At 70.6% G+C, this 19,446-nt stretch carries 20 protein-coding genes and 1 riboswitch; of the genes, 12 read left to right on the top strand and 8 right to left on the bottom strand.

The features are described 5' to 3' along the window. Window positions 1-2 precede the first annotated feature (2 nt). Window positions 3-974, top strand: a complete 972-nt coding sequence (locus V2S04_RS02180) for a carbohydrate ABC transporter permease (RefSeq protein ID WP_413636883.1) — start codon at window positions 3-5, stop codon at window positions 972-974. Beyond that, window positions 971-1,894, top strand: a complete 924-nt coding sequence (locus tag V2S04_RS02175) for a carbohydrate ABC transporter permease (protein WP_413636882.1) — start codon at window positions 971-973, stop codon at window positions 1,892-1,894. The genes V2S04_RS02180 and V2S04_RS02175 overlap by 4 nt, the downstream gene beginning before the upstream one ends. A gap of 75 nt (window positions 1,895-1,969) precedes the next feature. On the opposite strand, the gene V2S04_RS02170 is transcribed toward V2S04_RS02175, so the two are convergent. Then, entirely contained in the window at window positions 1,970-2,983 is a 1,014-nt protein-coding gene (locus V2S04_RS02170) for an aldo/keto reductase family protein (protein ID WP_413636881.1), read from the bottom strand. 80 nt (window positions 2,984-3,063) lie between these two features. On the opposite strand from V2S04_RS02170, the gene V2S04_RS02165 reads away from it, so the two are divergent. The 6 genes from V2S04_RS02165 (at window position 3,064) to V2S04_RS02140 (ending at window position 8,074) form a co-directional block, all read left to right on the top strand. Continuing rightward, window positions 3,064-3,753, top strand: coding sequence for a response regulator transcription factor (locus V2S04_RS02165; protein WP_413636880.1), 690 nt, complete (start codon window positions 3,064-3,066; stop codon window positions 3,751-3,753). Continuing rightward, a complete protein-coding gene (locus tag V2S04_RS02160; RefSeq protein ID WP_413636879.1) occupies window positions 3,750-4,772 on the top strand; it encodes a sensor histidine kinase in 1,023 nt (340 codons plus the stop codon). The genes V2S04_RS02165 and V2S04_RS02160 overlap by 4 nt, the downstream gene beginning before the upstream one ends. Before the next feature lie 84 nt (window positions 4,773-4,856). Beyond that, a complete protein-coding gene (locus V2S04_RS02155; protein ID WP_413636878.1) occupies window positions 4,857-5,339 on the top strand; it encodes a hypothetical protein in 483 nt (160 codons plus the stop codon). A 39-nt stretch (window positions 5,340-5,378) separates the two neighbouring features. Then, window positions 5,379-6,785 (top strand): ferric reductase-like transmembrane domain-containing protein, encoded by a 1,407-nt coding sequence (locus tag V2S04_RS02150; RefSeq protein WP_413636877.1) that lies wholly within the window; start codon window positions 5,379-5,381, stop codon window positions 6,783-6,785. Between the two features lie 15 nt (window positions 6,786-6,800). Further along, window positions 6,801-7,295 (top strand): FMN-binding protein, encoded by a 495-nt coding sequence (locus V2S04_RS02145; RefSeq protein ID WP_413636876.1) that lies wholly within the window; start codon window positions 6,801-6,803, stop codon window positions 7,293-7,295. Then, window positions 7,292-8,074, top strand: a complete 783-nt coding sequence (locus tag V2S04_RS02140; RefSeq protein ID WP_413636875.1) for an FAD:protein FMN transferase — start codon at window positions 7,292-7,294, stop codon at window positions 8,072-8,074. Before V2S04_RS02145 ends, V2S04_RS02140 begins: the two co-directional genes overlap by 4 nt. Before the next feature lie 17 nt (window positions 8,075-8,091). Here the strand turns inward: V2S04_RS02140 and V2S04_RS02135 are convergent, their stop codons facing one another. Then, a complete protein-coding gene (locus V2S04_RS02135; RefSeq protein ID WP_413636874.1) occupies window positions 8,092-9,669 on the bottom strand; it encodes a DUF4407 domain-containing protein in 1,578 nt (525 codons plus the stop codon). A 104-nt stretch (window positions 9,670-9,773) separates the two neighbouring features. Between V2S04_RS02135 and V2S04_RS02130 the strand changes: the two genes are divergently transcribed. Further along, window positions 9,774-10,250: a SixA phosphatase family protein gene (locus V2S04_RS02130; RefSeq protein ID WP_413636873.1), complete on the top strand. Its 477-nt coding sequence runs from the start codon at window positions 9,774-9,776 to the stop codon at window positions 10,248-10,250. Window positions 10,251-10,257: 7 nt separating this feature from the next. On the opposite strand, the gene rlmN is transcribed toward V2S04_RS02130, so the two are convergent. Beyond that, window positions 10,258-11,529 carry a 23S rRNA (adenine(2503)-C(2))-methyltransferase RlmN gene (gene rlmN / locus V2S04_RS02125; RefSeq protein ID WP_413636872.1) on the bottom strand — a complete coding sequence of 424 codons (1,272 nt, stop codon included), beginning with the start codon at window positions 11,527-11,529 and terminating at the stop codon, window positions 10,258-10,260. Between rlmN and V2S04_RS02120 the strand changes: the two genes are divergently transcribed. Further along, window positions 11,528-12,292: a sulfite exporter TauE/SafE family protein gene (locus V2S04_RS02120; RefSeq protein WP_413636871.1), complete on the top strand. Its 765-nt coding sequence runs from the start codon at window positions 11,528-11,530 to the stop codon at window positions 12,290-12,292. The genes rlmN and V2S04_RS02120 overlap by 2 nt on opposite strands. A 125-nt stretch (window positions 12,293-12,417) precedes the next feature. On the opposite strand, the gene V2S04_RS02115 is transcribed toward V2S04_RS02120, so the two are convergent. After that, window positions 12,418-13,248, bottom strand: a complete 831-nt coding sequence (locus V2S04_RS02115; RefSeq protein WP_413636870.1) for an SDR family oxidoreductase — start codon at window positions 13,246-13,248, stop codon at window positions 12,418-12,420. 9 nt (window positions 13,249-13,257) lie between these two features. Next, window positions 13,258-14,019 (bottom strand): SDR family NAD(P)-dependent oxidoreductase, encoded by a 762-nt coding sequence (locus V2S04_RS02110; protein ID WP_413636869.1) that lies wholly within the window; start codon window positions 14,017-14,019, stop codon window positions 13,258-13,260. A 63-nt stretch (window positions 14,020-14,082) separates the two neighbouring features. On the opposite strand from V2S04_RS02110, the gene V2S04_RS02105 reads away from it, so the two are divergent. Then, the gene (locus tag V2S04_RS02105) at window positions 14,083-14,496 is read left to right on the top strand and encodes a DUF488 domain-containing protein (protein WP_413636868.1); all 414 of its coding nucleotides are present in this window, start codon (window positions 14,083-14,085) and stop codon (window positions 14,494-14,496) included. Between the two features lie 44 nt (window positions 14,497-14,540). On the opposite strand, the gene V2S04_RS02100 is transcribed toward V2S04_RS02105, so the two are convergent. From V2S04_RS02100 to V2S04_RS02090, 3 genes are all read right to left on the bottom strand, one after another. Next, window positions 14,541-15,353, bottom strand: a complete 813-nt coding sequence (locus V2S04_RS02100) for an energy-coupling factor transporter transmembrane component T family protein (protein WP_413636867.1) — start codon at window positions 15,351-15,353, stop codon at window positions 14,541-14,543. Further along, window positions 15,350-16,933, bottom strand: coding sequence for an ABC transporter ATP-binding protein (locus tag V2S04_RS02095; protein WP_413636866.1), 1,584 nt, complete (start codon window positions 16,931-16,933; stop codon window positions 15,350-15,352). Before V2S04_RS02095 ends, V2S04_RS02100 begins: the two co-directional genes overlap by 4 nt. Continuing rightward, window positions 16,852-17,496, bottom strand: coding sequence for an ECF transporter S component (locus tag V2S04_RS02090; protein WP_413636865.1), 645 nt, complete (start codon window positions 17,494-17,496; stop codon window positions 16,852-16,854). The genes V2S04_RS02095 and V2S04_RS02090 overlap by 82 nt, the downstream gene beginning before the upstream one ends. Next, window positions 17,489-17,598: riboswitch (TPP riboswitch) on the bottom strand. It overlaps the preceding gene by 8 nt. A 73-nt stretch (window positions 17,599-17,671) precedes the next feature. Between V2S04_RS02090 and V2S04_RS02085 the strand changes: the two genes are divergently transcribed. Then, complete coding sequence (locus V2S04_RS02085) at window positions 17,672-19,273, top strand: D-alanyl-D-alanine carboxypeptidase family protein (protein ID WP_413636864.1); 1,602 nt, start codon at window positions 17,672-17,674, stop codon at window positions 19,271-19,273. The last annotated feature ends 173 nt before the right edge of the window (window positions 19,274-19,446 follow it).

The following is a 19,446-nucleotide window of genomic DNA, read 5'->3' as shown; positions in this document are numbered from 1 at the left end:
TCTTGTCCGCTCCGACCATCCGCGGAACCCGCGCGACCCGCGGGATCCGCGAGAGGGGCTCCGCCGGCACCACCGGCGGGGCCTCCCCCTCGCGTCGTCCGTTCCGCGCACGCCACGCGCTGACCCTGCTCGCCTTCATGGCGCCGGCGATCGTGTTCGTGTGCTGGTTCACCTACGCGCCGATGCTGCAGGGCGCCCGCATGGCGTTCCACGACTGGAACCTGTGGGATCTCACGTCGACCCCGTTCGTCGGGTTGGACAACTTCGTCACCGTCTTCCAGGACCCGGCGTTCCCGACCGTGGCGTGGAACTCCGTGCTCTGGGTGGTCGGCTCGCTCGTGCCGCAGCTGGTGATCGGCTTCCTGATCGCGCTCGCGCTGCGCAGGAGGTTCCGCTTCCGTGGCCTGTACCAGGCCCTCGTGTTCTTCCCGTGGGCGGTGTCGGGCTTCCTGATCGGGATGCTGTTCCGGTGGATGTTCAACGCCGAGTTCGGCGTCGTCAACGACCTGCTCATGAAGGCCGGGCTGATCGACGCGCCGCTGCCCTGGCTGGCCGACCCGAAGCTGGCGATGTTCGCGGTGATCGTCGCGAACATCTGGTACGGGGTGACGTTCTTCGCGATCATGATCCTCGCAGCGCTCCAGTCGGTGCCGGATGACGTGCTCGAGGCCGCCAGCCTGGACGGCGCCGGGAAGGCCCGCCAGCTGTTCTCGATCATCATCCCGTACATCTCGGTGACGCTGTTCCTGACCGTGCTGCTGCGCGTGATCTGGATCTTCAACTTCCCCGACATCATCTGGGCGATGACGAGCGGCGGACCGGCCAACCAGACGCACATCATCACGACGTGGATGATCAACTACACGCAGCAGGGCAACTACGGCATCGCCAGCGCGATCGGCCTCATCGTCGTCGCGTTCCTGTTCATGTTCTGCGCGTTCTATCTCATGGCGATGCGGAGGGCGCAGCGATGACCACCCTGACCGGCTCCACCTCGGCCCGCACCTCGATCACCGACACGCGCCGCGTGACCGTCCCCGACCCCGCAGCCGCGCCCCGCGGTCCGCGCCGGGTGACCGTCGGCGGCGTGATCCGGGTGGTCGGGCTCGCGCTCTGGCTGATCATCACGCTGTTCCCGCTGTACTGGATCGCCCTGACGTCGTTCAAATCGCCCGGGACCATCAACTCCTACCCGATCGAGTACTGGCCCCGCGAGCCCTCGCTCGAGAACTACGTCAGCCTGTTCGAGAAGAGCTCGTTCGGCGTGTTCCTCGGCAATTCCGCGCTCGTGGCGGTCACCGCCGGTGCGGTCGCGACCCTGATCGCACTGCTCAGCGCTTACGTTCTCGCCCGTTTCGAGTTCCGGGGCAAGGGACCGGTGCTGATCGCGTTCCTGCTGACGCAGATGATTCCCGCGTTCATCGCGCTCGGGCCGCTGTACTCGATGATGAGCGACCTGGGTCTGGTCGACACGAAGCCCGGCCTCATCCTGGTCTACATCGCGATCTGCATCCCGTTCTCGACGGTCATGCTGCGCGGGTTCTTCGAGAACGTCCCCGACGCGCTCGAAGAGGCGGCGCAGATCGACGGATGCTCGCGTCTGGGCGCCCTGTTCCGCGTACTCGTGCCCGTGATGACCCCCGGGATCATCGCCGCGTTCATCTTCAACTTCGTCAACTGCTGGAACGAGCTGTTCCTCTCTGTCGTGCTGATGAACACCGATGCGAACCGCACGGTGCCCTCGGCGCTGAACGGGTTCATCTCGACGTTCAACATCGACTGGGGATCCATGTCGGCCGCCGCCGTGCTGACGATCCTGCCGACGATGCTCATGTTCGCGCTCGCCAGCCGCTGGATCGTGCAGGGGCTGACCTCCGGCGCAGTCAAGGAGTAGGCGCTCATGCGAAGAGCCCCGGCTCCAGCACGCGATCGCGTGCCGGAGCCGGGGCTCTCGTGGTGATGGTGCGGCTCAGACCAGTCGGGTCTTCGGCGACACGTCGTAGGTGTCCTGCGGGTCGGTGTTCGCCACGTCGCCGAGGGCTTCGTCGATCGCCGACATCACATCGGACCCGAGACGCACGCCCGACGCCTTCACCGTCTCGGCGAGCTGCTCGGGGCGCGATGCGCCCACCAGGGCCGCCGCGACATTCGGATTCTGCAGCACCCAGGCGATCGCCAGCTGCGGCATCGTCAGCCCCGCCTCGGCGGCGATCGGCTTGAGCTTCTGCACCGCTTCGAGGATGTCGTCGCGCAGCAGATCCTTGATGAAGTCGGAGCCCGAGTGCGGGTCCGTCGCGCGCGAGCCGTCGGGCACGGGCTGGCCGGGCAGGTACTTGCCGCTCAGCACGCCCTGCGCCATCGGCGACCAGACGATCTGCGAGATCCCGAGGCTCTCGGAGGTGGGCACGACCTTGCCCTCGATCACGCGGTGCAGCATCGAGTATTGCGGCTGGTTCGAGACGAGCTGGAAGCCGAGCTGACGCGACAGCGCGTGCCCTTCTCGAAGCTGCTCGGCGGTCCACTCCGAGACGCCGATGTAGAGCGCCTTGCCCTGGCGGACGACATCGGCGAACGCCTGCATCGTCTCCTCGAGCGGCGTCTCGTAGTCGTAGCGGTGCGCCTGGTACAGGTCGACGTAGTCGGTGCCGAGGCGCTGCAGCGAGCCGTCGATCGACTCGAAGATGTGCTTGCGGCTCAGGCCGGTGTCGTTCGGGCCCTTCGGGCCGGTCGGGAAGTAGACCTTGGTGAAGATCTCGAGTCCCGCACGGCGCTGTCCGGCGAGTGCCTTGCCCAGGATGACCTCGGCGGCCGTGTTGGCGTAGGTGTCAGCGGTATCGAAGGTGGTGATCCCGGCATCCAGCGCGGCGTGAACGGTGGCGACCGCAGCGTCGTCTTCGACCTGCGAGGCGTGCGTCACCCAGTTGCCGTAGGTGATCTCCGAGACCTTGAGTCCGCTGTTTCCGAGGTAGCGATAGTTGACCATGTTCCCACGCTACTGGTCATCGCGCGCGTCGCGGTCGGAGCCGCTCGCCCCTTGCCATCGGGCTCTGTCACACTGAGCAGATGTCCACTCCCCGCGGCTCCTCACCGGCGGCGGGCTCGCTGCCCCGGCTGCTGTACGTGGAGGACGAGTCCGAGACCGCAGCGATGGTGACCGAGGTGCTCTCGGACGAGTACCTCGTCGATCACGCCGCCAGCGCCGAGGACGGACTGCGGCTGGCTCTCACCCAGCGCTACGACGTGATGGTGGTGGATCGGCGCCTGCCCGGGATGAGCGGTGCCGAGCTGCTCTCGGCGGTGCGCACTGCGCACCTGAACACGCCGGCGATCATGCTCACCGCCCTCGGCACCGTCGCAGACCGGGTGAGCGGTCTGGATGCGGGGGCCGACGATTATCTGCTGAAGCCGTTCGATTTCGATGAGCTGCGTGCGCGCCTTCGGGCACTGCGCCGCGGGCGCGGCCCGGTGTCGGGGCGCGAGATCGGCGACTGGCTGTTCTCGCCGTCCGGTCTCGCACTGTATGCACCCGACGGGTCGCGCATCCCGCTGACCAGGGCTGAGGGAGATCTGCTCGAGCTGCTGACCTCGAGTCCCGAGCACGTCTTCAGCCGGGAGGAGATCGTGGCGAGCGTCTTCCCCGGCGGCTCGCCCGGGACGGTCGACGCGTACGTCCACTACATCCGGCGCAAGTCGACGCCCGAGATCATCGACACCGTCCGCGCCCGCGGGTACCGCACGGGGACGCCGCGATGAGCCACGCGACCGACCGCGCGACGGCCGCCGACCTCGCGCGCGTGCAGCGTTCGGCACTGCGAGGCGGACTGTGGGTCGGGCTGGCCTCCGCCGCGATCGTCACCGCCGTCACGGCGACCATCGTCACGGCGCTCGTGTCGGCCAGCAGGCCCGACCGTCGAGGGCCGCTGGGCGGGCCGCGCGAGGGCCCCGGCGACCGCATCCTGGATCTCGACGATGTGCTGCCGCTGGTGATCGCGCTCGGCGCGATCGGCGTGGTGATCCTCGGATGCATCGCCTGGTACGCCTCGCGCAGGGCGGCGCAGCCGCTCGCGGATGCGCTGAGCGTGCAGCGCGCCTTCGTGGCGGATGCGAGCCACGAGCTGCGCACGCCGCTGACCACGCTGAGCAGCCGCATCCAGCTCGCCGAGCACCGGCTGCGCAACGGCGACGACGTGAGTCGCGTGCTGCAGGACATGCGTCACGATGCGCGGGTGATGGATGCCGTGCTCACCGACCTTCTTCTCGCCGCCGAGACGGCGGGGGTGCGCACCGATGACGTGAGTGCCGAGGCATCGGTCGCGGCGGCCTTCTCCGACGCCGTGCGCACGATCGAGCCGCGCGCAGCCGAGCGCGGCATCCGCATCCGCGCCGAGGCTGCACCCGAGCTGCGGGTCGGTGCGGATGCGACCGCTCTGACGCGTGCCCTGATCGCCCTCCTCGACAACGCGGTGCGCTACAGCCCGGACGGAGCCGAGGTGGCGCTGAATGCCCGAGTCGAGGGCCGAAGCGTGCAGATCAGGGTCACCGACACCGGTCCCGGGCTGCGGGGGATCGATCCCGAGCGCGTCTTCGAGCGCTTCGCCCGTTCGAACACGGCGAAGCAGGGTGAGGGCTTCGGCCTCGGCCTCGCGCTCGTGCGCGACGTGGCGGCGCGCTTCGGCGGCTCTGTCGAGGTGGAGAGCACCTCGGCGAACGGCACGACGTTCCGGCTCGCGCTGCCCCGACGGCGAACGGGTGAGAGCCGGCACGTGAACTGACAGTTCCCCATCCTCCGGCTATGAGTACTCCGTGAGGGGTGCATTCTTGGTGCTGTCTTGGCGGGCGGGCGCGACAGTTGCGTCATGACCGAGAACACCCCGAACACCCCGAACACCCCGAACACCGAGAACGCCGAGAGCTCCTCGCCCGAGCCCGCTCCGGCTCCGGCTCCTTCCCTGCCGCCCGAGCCCGCGCCTGCAGAGCCGGCGCACGCCGCGCCGGCGCAGACGGCGCCGTCGTTCTGGCACCGCACCGGCACCCGCGTCGCCGCGGGCGTCGTGGCGGCTGTCGTGCTGCTGTTCGTCGCCTTCGGCGGAGGCTGGCTCGCCCGCGGCGAGCTGCAGCGGCCGTTCGGCGTGACCGCACCCGGGCAGGGCTGGGGTCACGGCGAGCGTGGCATGCCCGGCGGCGGGATGCCCGGAATGCGCGACCACGACGGCGACGGCTTCGGCGGACAGCGCCAGGACGACGTCGACGGCGATGACGACGACTCGACGCCCGGCGAGCAGTCCACGCCCGTCCAGCCGGCACCGGACAGCACGACCGACAGCACGCCGAACAGCTGACCGGGACCAGAACCCAGGACCCAGGACCCAGGACCCATCATGACCGCGATCCTCACGCCGCCGGCGACCGCCGTGGACGCCGCTTCCCGTGCCCGACGCCGCGACGCGTGGAATCTCGGCGCGGTGGTCGTCGTCTGGTCGACCAGCCTGTTCGTCGCGGCGCTGTGGGTCAGCGGCGGCGGTGTAGACGCCCTTCTGGGCGGTGGGGCCGACGCGCTGAACGGTGTGGGCCGGCTCACCGGCCTGGTGTCGTCGAACCTGCTGCTTCTGCAGGTGCTGCTGATGGCCCGCGTGCCGCTGTTCGAGCGAGGCTTCGGCCGTGACGGCATGACGCGGATGCACCGACTCACCGGATTCTGGTCGCTCGCGCTGCTGCTCGCGCACATCGCGCTGCAGACGCTCGGCTACGCCGCAGCCGCCGGTGCGAATCCGGTCGCGCAGCTCGTCGAGTTCGTCGTCGACTATCCCGGCATGCTGCTGGCCGCAGCAGCCACGGCGCTGCTCGTGCTCGTCGCCGTCACCTCGATGCGGCGCGCACGTCGTCGGCTGCGCTACGAGTCCTGGCACCTGCTGCACCTCTACGGCTACCTCGGGGCGGGGCTCGCCCTGCCGCACCAGCTGTGGGTCGGCGCGGACTTCACGGCATCCGCCCTCGCGACCGGGTACTGGTGGGGCCTGTGGATCCTCACCGCGCTCGCCGTGATCGTGTATCGGGTGGCCGTGCCGCTTCTGCGCTCTCGGCGGCACGGCCTGCGCGTCGCCGACGTCGCGCCCGACGGCGTCGACGGCGTGACCGTGCGGATGCGCGGGCACGGCCTCGACCGCCTCGACGCGCGACCGGGCCAGTTCTTCGTCTGGCGCTTCCTCGACGGACCGGGCTGGACGCGCGGCCACCCGCTGTCGCTGTCGTCCGCGCCGACGGACACCGAGCTGCGCGTCTCCGCGCGCTTCGCCGGTGATGGCACCGCTCGTCTCGCCGCGCTGCAGCCGGGCACGCCGGTGCTGATCGAAGGGCCCTACGGCCGGATGACCGGCGACGGGCGCCGGGGTCGACGGCTGCTGATGATCGGCGCGGGCGCGGGTGTCGCCCCGCTCGTGTCGCTGCTCGAGGGCGAGCAGTACCTGCCGGGTGACGCCACGATCATCACCCGCGACACGACGCCGGAGGTCGCCCTGCGGTCGGATGCCCTGGCCGCGCTCGTACGCGATCGCGGCGTGCAGCACATCGCGCTGCCGGGCCCGCGCGCCCGCTCCGGCGCCCCGTGGCTGCCGGAGTCGCACGCGCAGTGGGATGGCGCGCAGGCGCTGCGCCACCTCGCCCCCGATGTGCAGGACCACGACGTGTACGTCTGCGGGCCGCCGGTGTGGATGGATGCCGTTCTGCGCGATCTGCGCAGGGCGGGGTTCCCCGCATCGCGTATCCACCGGGAATCGTTCGCCGTCTGAAGAAGAGAGATCGACATGGACCGTCCACTCCAGCGCATCGTGTACGCCACCCTGGCGACCGTCAGCGGGCTCGTGCTGCTGTTCGGCTATCGCACTTCTCATGGTGAGGAGATGACGGCCACTGCACCCGCTGCAGGCGGCTCCGTCGGCGCGCCGTCGGATGTCACCGGATCGACGTCCGGCGGCGCCGGCAGCACCGGATCGACCGGCTCCACAGCATCCTCCGGGCTGCAGAACGGAACCTATACCGGCGACTCGGCCGGCACCAGGTACGGCCCCGTGCAGGTGCAGATCACGGTGAGCGGTGGCAGCATCTCGGCGGTCGACGTGCTCGACTACCCCAGCGACAATCCTCGCGATCGGCAGATCAATCAGCGTGCACTGCCCATGCTCATCAGCGAGACGACCTCGGCGCAGTCCGCCCGGATCGACATGATCTCGGGTGCGACGTACACCAGTGAGGGCTACCTGCGGTCCCTGCAGAGCGCGATCGATCAGGCGCAGTCATGACCGCCAGGCACGTCGAGACGTTCGCCGTGATGGGCACGGTCGCCAGCGCGCATGTGATCGGCGAGGTGGACGCCGCGCGGCTCGCCCGCGCGCTCGACGGGTGCGCAACGATGCTGCGCCGTGCCGACCGGGTGTTCTCGACGTACGTCGAGGGCTCGGACATCCGCCGGATGGCGCGGGGCGAGCTGCGGATGTCGGACGCCAATCCCTGGGTCGCCGAGGTCGCAGCCGGATGCCGCCGGTTCGAGGCCGAGACCGGCGGTCTGTTCGACGCGCATCTGCCCGGGTTCTTCGACCCGACGGGTTTCGTGAAGGGCTGGGCGACTGAGCGTGCCGTGCACGAGCACCTGGCTGATCTGCTGCTTCTTCCCGGCGTCCAGGCCGTCGGGCTCGACGTCGGCGGCGACCTCCAGGTGCGCACGGCCGCAGACGCCGATTGGGTCTGGAACATCGGCATCGTCGACCCCGCCGACCGCCGGCGCGTGCTCGCGACCGTGCCGCTCCGCGACGGCGCCGTCGCCACCTCGGGCACTGCGGAGCGCGGCCGCCATGTCATCGCCCCGCACCGGGGCGCACCCGCCACCGCCGTCCGCTCCGCGACGGTGATCGCCGACTCCCTCACTCACGCCGACGTCTGGTCGACCGCGATCGTCGCGGCCGGGGACGACCTGTCGTGGCTGCCGCGGGCGACCGCGACCACCGGCCTGATCGTCGACGCCACCGGGGCCGTCCGCCGCTGGATCGACGGTGTCACGGTCGAGGTGCAGCCCGCCGCGTGACGGGCATCCGAGACGGCTCAGACCGAGGCGGTCTCGCGGATGTCGGCGCGCATCAGCGGCTCGGTCGGGGCAGGATCGGCGCTGCCTGATCTCGCGGACTGGCGCGACGCGGCATCCGCCGAGGTGACGATCGCCGCGCGGTCACGGAACCCCTCGGCCGTCACCCGATCGAGATCGACCTGCTTGCGGATGTCACGGGCCCGCTCGTAGAGCGACGGCTCGCCCCAGCTCGTGAGCACCTTCACGAGCACGGGCAGCAGCTCGATCATGAAGAACAGCGCGGCGATCAGCCAGTGCGCCCAGAAGATCGTCGGCTCCTTCTCGCCGAGCCGGTTCAGCCCGGTGATCTGGCTGAGCAGGCCGACCGCCCCGGCGTTGCCCTGCGCTACCGAGTCGGCACGGGCGTTGTACGCGGCGAGCGCCTGCTCGTAGGTCTGCTTCGCCGCGGGCAGCTGATCCTTCGCCTGCTCGCGGTTGGCCGACTCGGATGCCGCGGTGTTCGCCTTCGCGTCGCTCTCCGCAGCCGACAGGTCGTCGTTGGCAGCGCGCAGCTGGGCCGAAAGCGCGTCGTAGGTCTGCTGCGCCTGGGCGAGCTGCGCCTTCGCTGCGTCCGAGCTCGATCCCTCGCCGTTCACGCCGGTGCAGCCGGGCACGGTTCCCGCGCCCTCGCCGGTCAGCTCGCACTGGTACAGGGCGCGCGCCGAGTCGATGACCTTCTGCTGCTCGGCCATCTTGCCGGTCAGCTCCTCGACCGTGGACTGCGCGGCGGAGGTGCTGGCCGAGCCGGAGTCGGTGCCGGCGACGACGCCGGTCGCGGCCTGGTTCTCGAGCACGGCGACCCGCTCGCTCGCGGCGTCCAGTGCCTTCTTCTCGGGGCCCTTCTCGAGGGCGTCCTGGTCGGACTGCGACTGGGTGATGTTGGTCGACGCCACCTCGCGGGCGATGTCGTTGTGGAACACCTGCAGCACGAGGGGCTCGGCCACGAGGAATCCGATGAGCGCGGCCATCGCCACACGCGGCAGCGCGAGGGCGAGCATCTTGCCCACGCTCCGGGTCGACGTCATCGTCGAGGTGAGGAAGCGGTCGAGGTTAAAGATGATGGCCGCCCAGACGAGGGCGAGCGGAATCGCCACCCAGATCGCGACCTGCACGCCCGTCGTCAGGGCGAACATCATCGAGATCGCCGAGACGAGCGCGGTGCCGAGCAGCACGAAGAACATCTGCACGAAGCGCGGGGTCTCGCCGGGAACGCGGTCGAGGATCTCACCCTCCGCGCCGCCGAGGATGGCGAGCGTGCGCAGGCGCGAGCCCGGGGTGCGGGGGCGGCGGTCGCGCTTCTGACGCGGTGCCCGCTTCGGGCGGCGCGGTGCCTCGTCACGGTCGTTGGATGCTGCGGACTCGGCGTCGTCGATGATCGAGGTCGGGTGCGTCTCGGGAGCGTCGTCTGCGGGCCGTGCGGTCTCGGAGCCGGACGGCTCGTACTGGCGCAGGAAATCGAGGTCGTCGTCGGTGACCGAGCCGTCGGGAGCGTCGGTCTCGAACGAGATCCGCCCCTGGGAATCCATCCGGCCAGGGCGATGTGCGGAATAGGACATCCCTACAGAGTAGGAAATCCCGGCTGTGCGACTCCCGGATGATCCCTGCGAGCGGTTCACAGAAAGGCGTGCGGCGAGTGGCCGCAGGTGCCAGGCTGGACGCCATGAAGACGCTGCTGCTCGCCCGCCACGCGAAGTCCGACTGGGGCGATCCGTCGGTGCGCGACCACGACCGCCCGCTCAACGCCCGCGGTCTGCGTGATGCGCCGGCCATGGCGTCCCGCCTGCGCGACGAGGGTGTGCGGCTGCGGCACATCGTCTCGAGCACGGCGCTGCGCGCCCGCACCACCGCCGATGAGTACGCGGCCGTCTTCCATCTCGAGGTGGCCGATGAGCCGGCGCTGTACGCCGCGTCGCCGCGCACGATCCTCGCGGTCGCGGCCGAGCTGCCCGACGAGGCCGAGGTGGCGATGCTCGTCGGTCACAACCCCGGGATGACGGATGCCGTGGCCGAGCTCACCGGTGACCACGTCGAACTGCCCACGTGCGCGGTCGCCGAGTGCGCGATCGACATCGACGCGTGGGCCGAGTTGATCGAGGGATCGGGGCGCCTGATCGCCCTGCGCACCCCTCGCATGTAGTCGGGAGTCAGACCAGTGCGGCGGCCTCGGCCTCGTCCTCGCTGGTGGCGACGAGCTGGCCGCAGGCCCCGTCGATCTCCTTGCCGCGGGTATCGCGCAGGGTGGTCGGGATGCCGGCGTCGTTGAGTCGGCGCACGAACTCGTTCTGCACGTCGACCTCGGATGCCGTCCAGATCGACCCCGGTGTCGGGTTCAGCGGGATGGGGTTCACGTGCACCCAGCCGCGACCGCGGGAGTTGAGCTTCGAGGCGAGCAGATCCGCACGCCACGGGTGGTCGTTCATGTCCTTGATCAGGGCGTACTCGATCGACACGCGACGGCCGGTCTTGTCGAAGTACTCGCGGGCGGCATCCAGCGCCTCGCCCACCTTCCAGCGGGAGTTGACCGGGATCAGCTCGTCGCGCAGCTCGTCGTCGGGGGCGTGCAGCGACAGCGCGAAGGTGACCGGGATGTCCTCGTCCGCGAGCTTCCTGATGGCCGGCACGAGGCCGACGGTGGAGACCGTGATGCCGCGGGCGCTCATGCCCAGGCCGTCTGGCTGCGGTGCGACCATGATGCGCACCGCGTCCATCACGCGCTTGTAGTTGGCCAGCGGCTCGCCCATGCCCATGAAGACGATGTTCGACACCCGCTCCATCGAGTGATCGTTCGCCTTCTTGCCGCCGAGCTCGCCGTCGGCGATGGCCCGGTTGGCCCGCACGATCTGCTCGATGATCTCGGCGGTCGACATGTTGCGCGTGAGTCCCGCCTGTCCGGTGGCGCAGAACGGGCAGTTCATGCCGCAGCCGGCCTGCGATGAGACGCAGAGGGTGATGCGGCCGGGGTAGCGCATGAGCACCGACTCGACGAGCGCCCCGTCGTGCAGGCGCCAGAGGAACTTGATCGTGTCGCCCTTGTCGGTCTCGAGGCGCTTCACCTCGGTCATCAGGGGCGGCAGCATGCCGGCGACGAGCTCGTCGCGCTGCGCGGCCGGGAGATCGGTCATGTGCGCCGGGTCGGAGGTGTAGTGCGTGAAGTAGTGGGTCGACAGCTGCTTGGCGCGGAAGCCGGGCAGGCCCAGCTCCTTCACCTTCTCGACGCGCTCGGCGGGCGTCAGGTCGGCGAGGTGCACCGGTGGCTTGCCGCGCTTGGGGCTGGCGAACTGCAGGAGCGGGCGCCCCTCGGCATCCTTCTGCTGCGTCCATCCCTCGGTCGCGGGGCGCACCTGGGTGCCGCGGGCGGGCCCGGTCTTGCGCACGGGCGTGCTGCGGGAGGGCGGCGTCTTGTCGGATGCGGGCATGAGTCCAGGGTACGGCGTGCCGGCTGGGAGACTGGAGGGCATGGAGATCTGGGCGTGGGTGCTGCTGGCCTTCGCCGCACTCATCGCCGGACTCGGCAAGACGGCGCTGCCGGGCAGCTCGACCCTGGCGGTGGTGATCCTGGCATCCGTGCTGCCCGCCCGCACGTCGACCGCGGCGATGCTGCTGCTGTTCATCGTCGGCGACGTCTTCGCGCTCATCGCATACCGGCGGCACGCCGACTGGCGCACGCTGCTGCGGCTCGCACCTGCGGTCGTGGTCGGCCTGCTCGTCGGCGCCGCGTTCCTCGCCTTCAGCACCGACGGCGTCGTGCGCCGCACGATCGGCGTGATCCTGCTGGTGATGGTGGCGATCACCCTGTGGCGCAGACGGCGAGCGAGCGCCCCGGCATCCGGTCGGCTGGCCGCCGGCGGCTACGGGACGCTCGCCGGGTTCACGACCATGGTGGCGAACTCCGGCGGTCCGGTGATGTCGATGTACTTCCTCGCGACCCGCACCCCGGTGAAGGTGTTCCTGGGCACCTCGGCGTGGTTCTTCGCGATCGTCAACCTCACCAAGGTGCCGTTCCTCGCCGGCATCGGACTGCTCACACCCGAGGTGCTGCTGCTCGATCTCACCCTCGCGCCGATGGTCGTGATCGGGGCGCTGCTCGGCATCCGGATCGCCAGGCGGATGCCGCAGCGGCTGTTCGACCGCCTCGTGATCGCGCTGACGATCGCCGGGTCGGTCTACCTGCTGTTCTGACTCCGCCGGCGCTGGTCGCGACCCACCCCCTGAACACCCTCACCCATGGTTCAGGTCGCGATTCGTCCCGGAAAGCCGGCGGGAAAGCGGGACGAATCGCGACCTGAGCGGCGTAAAGCACGCCCTCAGTCGAGGAAGATGTCGGGGAACAGGCGGTCGTCGGGGGTGCCGGCGACGGCGGCGTACTTCGAGAAGTCGGTGACGCCGTCGGCCTCGAGCACATCCTCGACGATCAGGGTCTGGCCGGAGTACTCGCGCGCGGGCTTGGTGATCACCGAGTACGCCGCGTCGGCGTAGATGTCGGCGGTGCGGCTGGCCGCCATCACCCTATCGCCGCCCAGCAGGTTCTGCACGGCGGCGGTCGCGATCGTGGTGCGCGGCCACAGCGTGTTGGCCGCGATGCCGTCATCCGCGAACTCGGCCGCGATGCCCAGCGTCGCCATCGTCATCCCGTACTTCGCGAGCGTGTACCCGGTGTGCGCGCCGAGCCACTTCGGCGAGAGGTTCAGCGGCGGCGACAGCGACAGGATGTGCGGGTTCGCAGACTCGCGCAGCACCGGCACGGCCGCGCGGGAGAGCATGAACGTGCCGCGCACGTTGACGTCCTGCATGAGGTCGTACTTCTTCGCGGAGAGGTCGAGCGAGCGCGACAGGTCGATGACGCTGGCGTTGTTGATGACGATGTCGATGCCGCCGAACTCGCCCTGCGTCTTCAGCACCGCCTCGGTGACCTGGGCGTCGTCGCGCACGTCGCCGACGATCGGCAGCGCCTGCCCACCCGCGGCACCGATCGCGTCGGCCGCCGAGTGCACGGTGCCCTCGAGCTTGGGATGCGGGGTGTCGGTCTTGGCCAGCATGGCGATGTTCGCGCCGTCGGCCGCGGCACGCAGCGCGATCGCGAGGCCGATGCCGCGGCTGCCGCCCGACATGAGGATGGTCTTGCCTGCGAGGGACATGTTCTCTCCTTACTTCGGCGCCATGCGGATGGCGCCGTCGAGACGGATGGTCTCGCCGTTGAGGTAGCCGTTGGCCACGATGTGCTCGACGAGCGCGGCGTACTCGTCGGGTCGGCCGAGCCGCGACGGGTACGGCACCTGCTGGCCGAGCGAGTCCTGTGCGGCCTGAGGCAGGCCGGCGAGCATCGGGGTCTCCATGATGCCGGGGGCGATGGTGCAGACCCGGATGCCGTGGCGCGCGAGCTCGCGTGCGATCGGCAGGCTCATGGCGTGCACCCCGCCCTTCGACGCCGAGTAGGCGGGCTGGCCGATCTGACCGTCGAACGCCGCCACGCTCGCGGTGTTGACGATGACGCCCCGGTCGCCGCCCTCGGTCGGCTCGGTCTGCGCGATCACGGCCGCCGCCTGGGAGATCACGTTGAACGTGCCGACGAGGTTGATGCGGATGACGCGCTCGAACGCGTCGAGGTCGGCGGGGTTGCCGTCGCGGTCGAGCACCTTGGCGGGCGGGGCGATGCCCGCGCAGTTGACGACGACGCGAAGCGGTGCGACGGCGTGGGCGGATGCCACGGCCGCCGCCACCTGCTCGGAGCTGGTCACATCGGCCGGCAGGAACAGCCCGCCGAGCTCGGCGGCGATCTCCTCGCCGGCGGAGGTCGGCAGGTCGATGATCGCGACCCGCGCTCCCGCGCCGGACAGCCGGCGTGCCGTGGCGAGGCCGAGTCCGCTGGCGCCGCCCGTGATGAGCGCGCCCTGTCCCGTGATCTGCATCGTGTTCTCCTTCGAACGGCTCGGCGCCGGTCGGACGCCGAATGCGACTGAGTCTCAGCATACGTGGTTCTGAGTATCCACCTGGCGGGCGACCGCGAGCGGGTGGATGCTGAGGTCATGGACCTTCGTCGAAAACGAGCCTACGACAGCGCCTCCCCGGACGACGGGTACCGCGTTCTCGTCGATCGGCTGTGGCCGCGCGGGGTGTCGAAGGAGCGGGCGGCCATCGATCTGTGGGCGAAGGACATCGCCCCGTCGACCGCGCTCCGCCACGAGTGGCATGCACCCGGAGCCGACTTCGACATCAGCGCCGCCCATTACCGGGCGCAGCTCGAGGGTGAGTCGGCGGAGGCGCTCGCCCGCCTCGTGGACGAGCTGCGCGGGCATCCCGTCGTCACCCTCGTCTACGCCGTCAACGACACCGAGCACAACCACGCCGTCGTGCTCGAGAGCGTGCTGCGGCGGATGATCGACTGAGCCCTGGTCGGCTGCAGACGAGCCGGTCGACTCCGACGAGCCGGTCAGCTCCAGACGAAGCGGAAGACGCCTGCCGCGACGGCTGCGGCGATGGCGAGCGCCATGATCGCGACGCCGCCGAGCAGGGCGGCACCGTCTCGCAGGTGCAGGCGCGACGGCCGCGACCAGGTGCGCTCGATGCCCGACCCGAAGCCGCGCGCCTCCATCGCCATCGCGAGCTTCGTGCCGCGGCGCACGGCGAAGACCAGCAGCACGAACGCCATCGAGAAGAATCGGCGCAGCACGCCGTGGTCGCCCACACCGCGAGCGCGGCGCGCCAGCGCCATCGTGCGCCAGTCATCGAGGAAGAGCCCCAGCATCCGCGTCCCGGCGAGCGCGCCGAGCACGAACCGGCTGGGCAGGTGCGCGACCTGCGCGAGCGCATCGCCCAGCTCGGTGGGGTCGGTGCGCCCGAACAGCAGGATCGTCGGCAGCCCGAGCGCGATCACGCGCAGCGTCACCGCGACGGCGAGTGCGATCGACCCCTCGCTGATGGCGGCGAAGCCGAAGCTGAAGAACACCTCCCCCTCCGGTTCGGCGTACAGCAGCATGCTGAGCCCGGCGATCGGCGAGAACAGCGCGATCGGTGCCAGGCGCAGCAGCACGGTGCGCACCGGCAGCCCGGTCAACGGCAGGCACAGCAGCTGCAGAGCGATCGCGACGAGCGCGCTCACCGGGTCGATCGACGCGAACAGCGGCACCGACAGCAGCAGCGCCAGGACGATCTTCGTGACCGGGTTCACGCCGTCGAGCCACGCCGGGCGGGGGCCGGGGAGCAGCGGGGACGTCGGAGCAGATCGGTGCATGGTGTTCGTCATCGCCGCTCCCTCTCGATGCCGGCGAGCGGCGCCCGGTCGCCGTCTGCGGAAACCGTCCCGAGAGCGATGCGGTGCCCGCCCAGATGGTGCACCACGGCGTCGTCGTGACTGACGGCGATCACCGTGCGCCCCGCCGCGACCTCGGCCTGCAGCAGCTCGACGAGGCCGATCCACCCCCGCCGGTCCTGACCGAAGGTGGGCTCGTCGAGCACGAGCACCTCGGGGGCGGCGGCGAGCACCGTCGCCACCGAGAGGCGTCTCTTCTGCCCGCCGCTGAGGGTGAACGGGTTCGCGAGCGCGAGCGGTGCGAGCTGCAGGCGCTCGAGGAGGTCGTCGACGATGGCGCCGACCTGCGCATCCGAGAGTCCGAGAGCACGCGGACCGACGGCCAGCTCGTCGCGCAGGGTGCGGGCGAGGAACTGGTGCTCCGGCTCCTGGAACACCGTGCCGATGCGGGTGAGCAGCTCGCGGGACTTCCAGCGTGAAGGCCGACGGCCGGAGCGGCCGGCGAGATCGGATGCCGCGAGCACCGACCCCTCGAGCTCGGGGAGAAGACCCGCGAGGGTGAGCGCGAGCGTCGACTTGCCCGCCCCGTTGGGACCGGTGACGACCGTCGCCGAGCCGCGCGGGATCCGGATGCCGAGCCCGCTCTGCACGGCGAGGCGGCCGTCGCGCGACACCGCGAGGTCGACCGTCTCGAGGACTGAAGGCGCAGCGGGGTCGGCGGGTGGGAGCACGGGAACGTCGATCTCGTGATGCGGCACCCACACGCCCGCCGCGGCGAGCGCGTCGCCGTGCTGCGCGAACACCGTCGACGGTGGGCCGTCGGCGAGCAGCCCGCCGTCTGCGGCGACCACGATCACGCGTGTCAGCAGGTCGAGCCACACCTCGGTGCGGTGCTCGACGACGATGAAGGTGGCGCCGGTGGCATCCAGCACCCGTCCGACACTGTCACGCACCTCGCGCACACCCGCCGGATCGAGGTTCGCCGTCGGCTCATCCAGAAGCAGCAGTCCCGGCTGCATGGCGAGAACACCGGCGAGCGCGAGGCGCTGCTTCTGGCCACCCGAGAGGGCCTTGGTGGGGCGATCGAGCGGCACATCGAGTCCGACTGCGTCGAGCGCGGCATCCACCCGCGCGGCGATCTCGCCTGCCGGGACGCCGAGGTTCTCGCAGCCGAAGGCGACATCGTCGCCGACCTTCGACAGCACGACCCCGGCATCCGGATCCTGCAGCACGAGGCCGACGGCGCCGCGGCGCGACTCCGGGGCGGCCCCGTCGATGAGGAGGGTGCCGGTGCGCTCCCCCTCGTCGGCGTCGCCGAGGACACCGGCGAGGCCGGCGAGCAGCGTCGACTTGCCCGCGCCCGAAGCTCCGAGCAGCAGCACCCGCTCGCCGGGCTCGATGGTGAACGACACATCGCGCACGGCCGGCAGTCGTCGGCCGGCGTAGCGCCAGCCCCACCCGTTCGCGGTGACGCGAGCCGGAGACGACACGCTCAGACCTCCTGGCGGGCTTCCCGGCCGGCGGCGAAGCGGCTGAGCGCGCCGGTCGAGGCGAGCGCGCGCACGAGCAGCCATCCGACCACGCCGGCGAGCAGCGCACCCGAGATGACGAGTGCGCCGAGGTAGATGGCGTTGAACTCGATGCTCTTCAGGATGTTCGGCGACGAGCCGTAGAACATCTCGAAGATCCACGCGGCCACAGCCGCGCCGATGCCCGAGAGCGCGGCGACGACGACGCCGAAGCGGCGGTACAGGAACAGCGCGAAGATCAGCTCGGCGCCGAGTCCCTGCACGAGTCCCGACAGGACGGTCGAGACGCCCCACACGTTGCCGATGAGCATCGAGATGATCGCGGCGATCACCTCGACGACGAGGGCGGCGCCGGGCTTGCGGATGACCAGCCCGCCGATGACGCCGCCGATCAGCCAGATGCCGACGGCGATGCCCCCGAAGCCGGGGGTCAGCGCGTCGGCGGCTCCGAACCAGGCGCCGCCGATGATGTTCCAGCCCCAGAAGACGAGGCCGATCGCGACGCCGAGCACGGCGGCGACGACGATGTCGACGACCCGCCAGCGCAGGGTGCGAGGGGCGGGTGCGGGGGTGGTCTCCGCGACGGATGCGGACATGGACGTACTCATCTGAACTCCTCCCTGCGCCGGCATGATCCGGATCAGGTTCGACGGTCGAAGCGCGTGTCGCTTCCTCTCAGCCCGGCTTCCCGGACTCCCGTGGTGATGGCTCGATCATAGCTCCGCCGGCTGAGCCCGTGGCGGCTATTTCGTCCCGTGAAACACCGGCCTGTAGCGTGGTCGGGTGACACCTCCCCCCGAGTCGACGCGCCCTCTGACGCGCCGCGCAGTGCGCGAGCGCGGCCGGGTGCGCGGTGACCGTTCACCCGGTGCCGCCGCAGCGCTGCCGAAGTTCGGCGACAGCCTCGGCCCGGAACTGGCCGCGACCAGGGATACTGACGCTGTGGATGCCAGGGGACCCGCTCAGCGAGACGCGCACGTCGGCGCTGCTGAAGAGGCTCCGCCGGCACCCGCCGAAGGCGGCCCCGCGCAGGCCGAGGAGGCGACGACGGCGTGGGCGGATGCCAGCCGTCCGCCGACGGCGCTGACCTGGCTGGAGGCATCCGCCGTGCTCGACGAGCACGCTCTCGAGACGCCGCCCCGGCCGCTGTTCGACGGCGCGCGGCTGACCCCCGAGTGGCGGCGCCCGCGCGTGCTGCTCCCTCTCGGCATCGTCGCCGCCCTGTGCGGTGCGTACATCTCCACCACGCTGCTGTGGCCACTGCACGAGGTGGCTCCGACGGCGCAGGCGACCACCGTCACGATCGCCCCCGCTCCCCCGGCATCCGTCGCATGGCCCGCGAAGGGAAGCGCGGCGGTCGGCATCCAGGGGCTGACCCCCGTGGCGTCCACCACCGCGGCCGACGAGATCGCGAGCATCTCGAAGGTCGTCAGCGTGATGATGGTGCTCGACGAGCTGCCGCTGGAGATCGGCGAGCAGGGGCCGAGCTTCTCCTTCACCTACGCCGATTCACGCGAGTACTGGCGCTACCGAAGCTCGAACCAGTCATCGCTCGACGTGCCGGTGGGCGGCAGCCTGACCGAGTACCAGATGCTGCAGGGCATCATGCTGGGCTCGGCGAACAACTACATCGACCGACTGTCCGACGAGCTGTGGGGCTCCGACCGCGCCTTCGCCGAAGCCGCAGCGCAATGGCTCAGCGACCGCGGCATCGAGGGCGTCAGCCTCGTCTCTCCGTCGGGCTTCAGCCGAGAGAACGTGGCATCTCCCGCTGCGCTGATCCAGATCGCCGAGCTCGCCATGGCGAATCCGGTGTTCGCCGAGATCGTGGGCACCCGCACCGCCGAGATTCCGGGGGTCGGCACGGTCACCAACACCAATCAGATGCTTGAGGATCGCGGTGTGGTCGGTGTGAAGACCGGCACCCTCTCGCACTGGAACCTGCTCACCGCGAAGGACGTCCCCGTCGGCGACTCGACCGTGCGCCTGTTCGCCGCGGTGCTCGGACAGGATGACAACAAGCAGCGCTTGGCGGTCACCCGCCAGCTGCTCGCCGGGGTCGAGAAGGACCTCGTCGAGCAGCCCCCCTCGGTTGCGGCGGGCACCGTGGTCGGGCACGTGAGCACCGAGTGGGGTGAGCGCATCGACATCGTGACGGATGCCGAGACCCGCGTGCTGCTGTGGAACGGCGCCGAGGCGACGTCGTCGACCTCGTTCTCGCTCGGTGACCGGACCGAGGCGGGCGCGAAGGTGGGCACGCTCACCGCTGAGGGGCCGCTCGGCACCGCGGCGACATCCGTGTCGCTCGCCGAGGAGATCACCCCGCCCAGCCCGTGGTGGCGTCTGACGCACCCGCTCGAGCTCTTCGGCCTCGACAACGACTGAGCCTCCTCGTCGCCGAGGCGCTCCCCCGCTCCCCCCGCCCCGCCCCGCCCCGCCCCGCCCCGCCCCGAGACTTCCGTTCCAGCACGAGACACGGTGCACGGGCGCAGGTCTCGTGCTGGAGCAGAAGTCTCGCGGCCGGTGGTTCGCATGCAGAAGCGCCCGCCCCGCTTCCG

Source organism: Microbacterium sp. OR21, from assembly GCF_047306785.1.
GTDB classification, from domain to species: Bacteria; Actinomycetota; Actinomycetes; order Actinomycetales; family Microbacteriaceae; genus Microbacterium; species Microbacterium esteraromaticum_E.
Note: the sequence above shows the minus strand (reverse complement) of the source record. Positions and strands in the feature narration are given on the sequence as shown.

Coding starts and splice junctions, on each gene's coding strand:
- V2S04_RS02170 (WP_413636881.1), bottom strand. CDS start 2,983: ATGGTCAACTATCGCTACCTCGGAAACAGCGGACTCAAGGTCTCGGAG.
- rlmN (WP_413636872.1), bottom strand. CDS start 11,529: ATGCCCGCATCCGACAAGACGCCGCCCTCCCGCAGCACGCCCGTGCGC.
- V2S04_RS02150 (WP_413636877.1), top strand. CDS start 5,379: ATGACCGCGATCCTCACGCCGCCGGCGACCGCCGTGGACGCCGCTTCC.
- V2S04_RS02165 (WP_413636880.1), top strand. CDS start 3,064: ATGTCCACTCCCCGCGGCTCCTCACCGGCGGCGGGCTCGCTGCCCCGG.
- V2S04_RS02140 (WP_413636875.1), top strand. CDS start 7,292: ATGACCGCCAGGCACGTCGAGACGTTCGCCGTGATGGGCACGGTCGCC.
- V2S04_RS02145 (WP_413636876.1), top strand. CDS start 6,801: ATGGACCGTCCACTCCAGCGCATCGTGTACGCCACCCTGGCGACCGTC.
- V2S04_RS02155 (WP_413636878.1), top strand. CDS start 4,857: ATGACCGAGAACACCCCGAACACCCCGAACACCCCGAACACCGAGAAC.
- V2S04_RS02120 (WP_413636871.1), top strand. CDS start 11,528: ATGAGTCCAGGGTACGGCGTGCCGGCTGGGAGACTGGAGGGCATGGAG.
- V2S04_RS02115 (WP_413636870.1), bottom strand. CDS start 13,248: ATGTCCCTCGCAGGCAAGACCATCCTCATGTCGGGCGGCAGCCGCGGC.
- V2S04_RS02110 (WP_413636869.1), bottom strand. CDS start 14,019: ATGCAGATCACGGGACAGGGCGCGCTCATCACGGGCGGCGCCAGCGGA.
- V2S04_RS02135 (WP_413636874.1), bottom strand. CDS start 9,669: ATGTCCTATTCCGCACATCGCCCTGGCCGGATGGATTCCCAGGGGCGG.
- V2S04_RS02100 (WP_413636867.1), bottom strand. CDS start 15,353: ATGACGAACACCATGCACCGATCTGCTCCGACGTCCCCGCTGCTCCCC.
- V2S04_RS02090 (WP_413636865.1), bottom strand. CDS start 17,496: ATGAGTACGTCCATGTCCGCATCCGTCGCGGAGACCACCCCCGCACCC.
- V2S04_RS02095 (WP_413636866.1), bottom strand. CDS start 16,933: ATGGCTGCTCGTGCGCGCGCTCGCCTCGACCGGCGCGCTCAGCCGCTT.
- V2S04_RS02130 (WP_413636873.1), top strand. CDS start 9,774: ATGAAGACGCTGCTGCTCGCCCGCCACGCGAAGTCCGACTGGGGCGAT.
- V2S04_RS02175 (WP_413636882.1), top strand. CDS start 971: ATGACCACCCTGACCGGCTCCACCTCGGCCCGCACCTCGATCACCGAC.
- V2S04_RS02160 (WP_413636879.1), top strand. CDS start 3,750: ATGAGCCACGCGACCGACCGCGCGACGGCCGCCGACCTCGCGCGCGTG.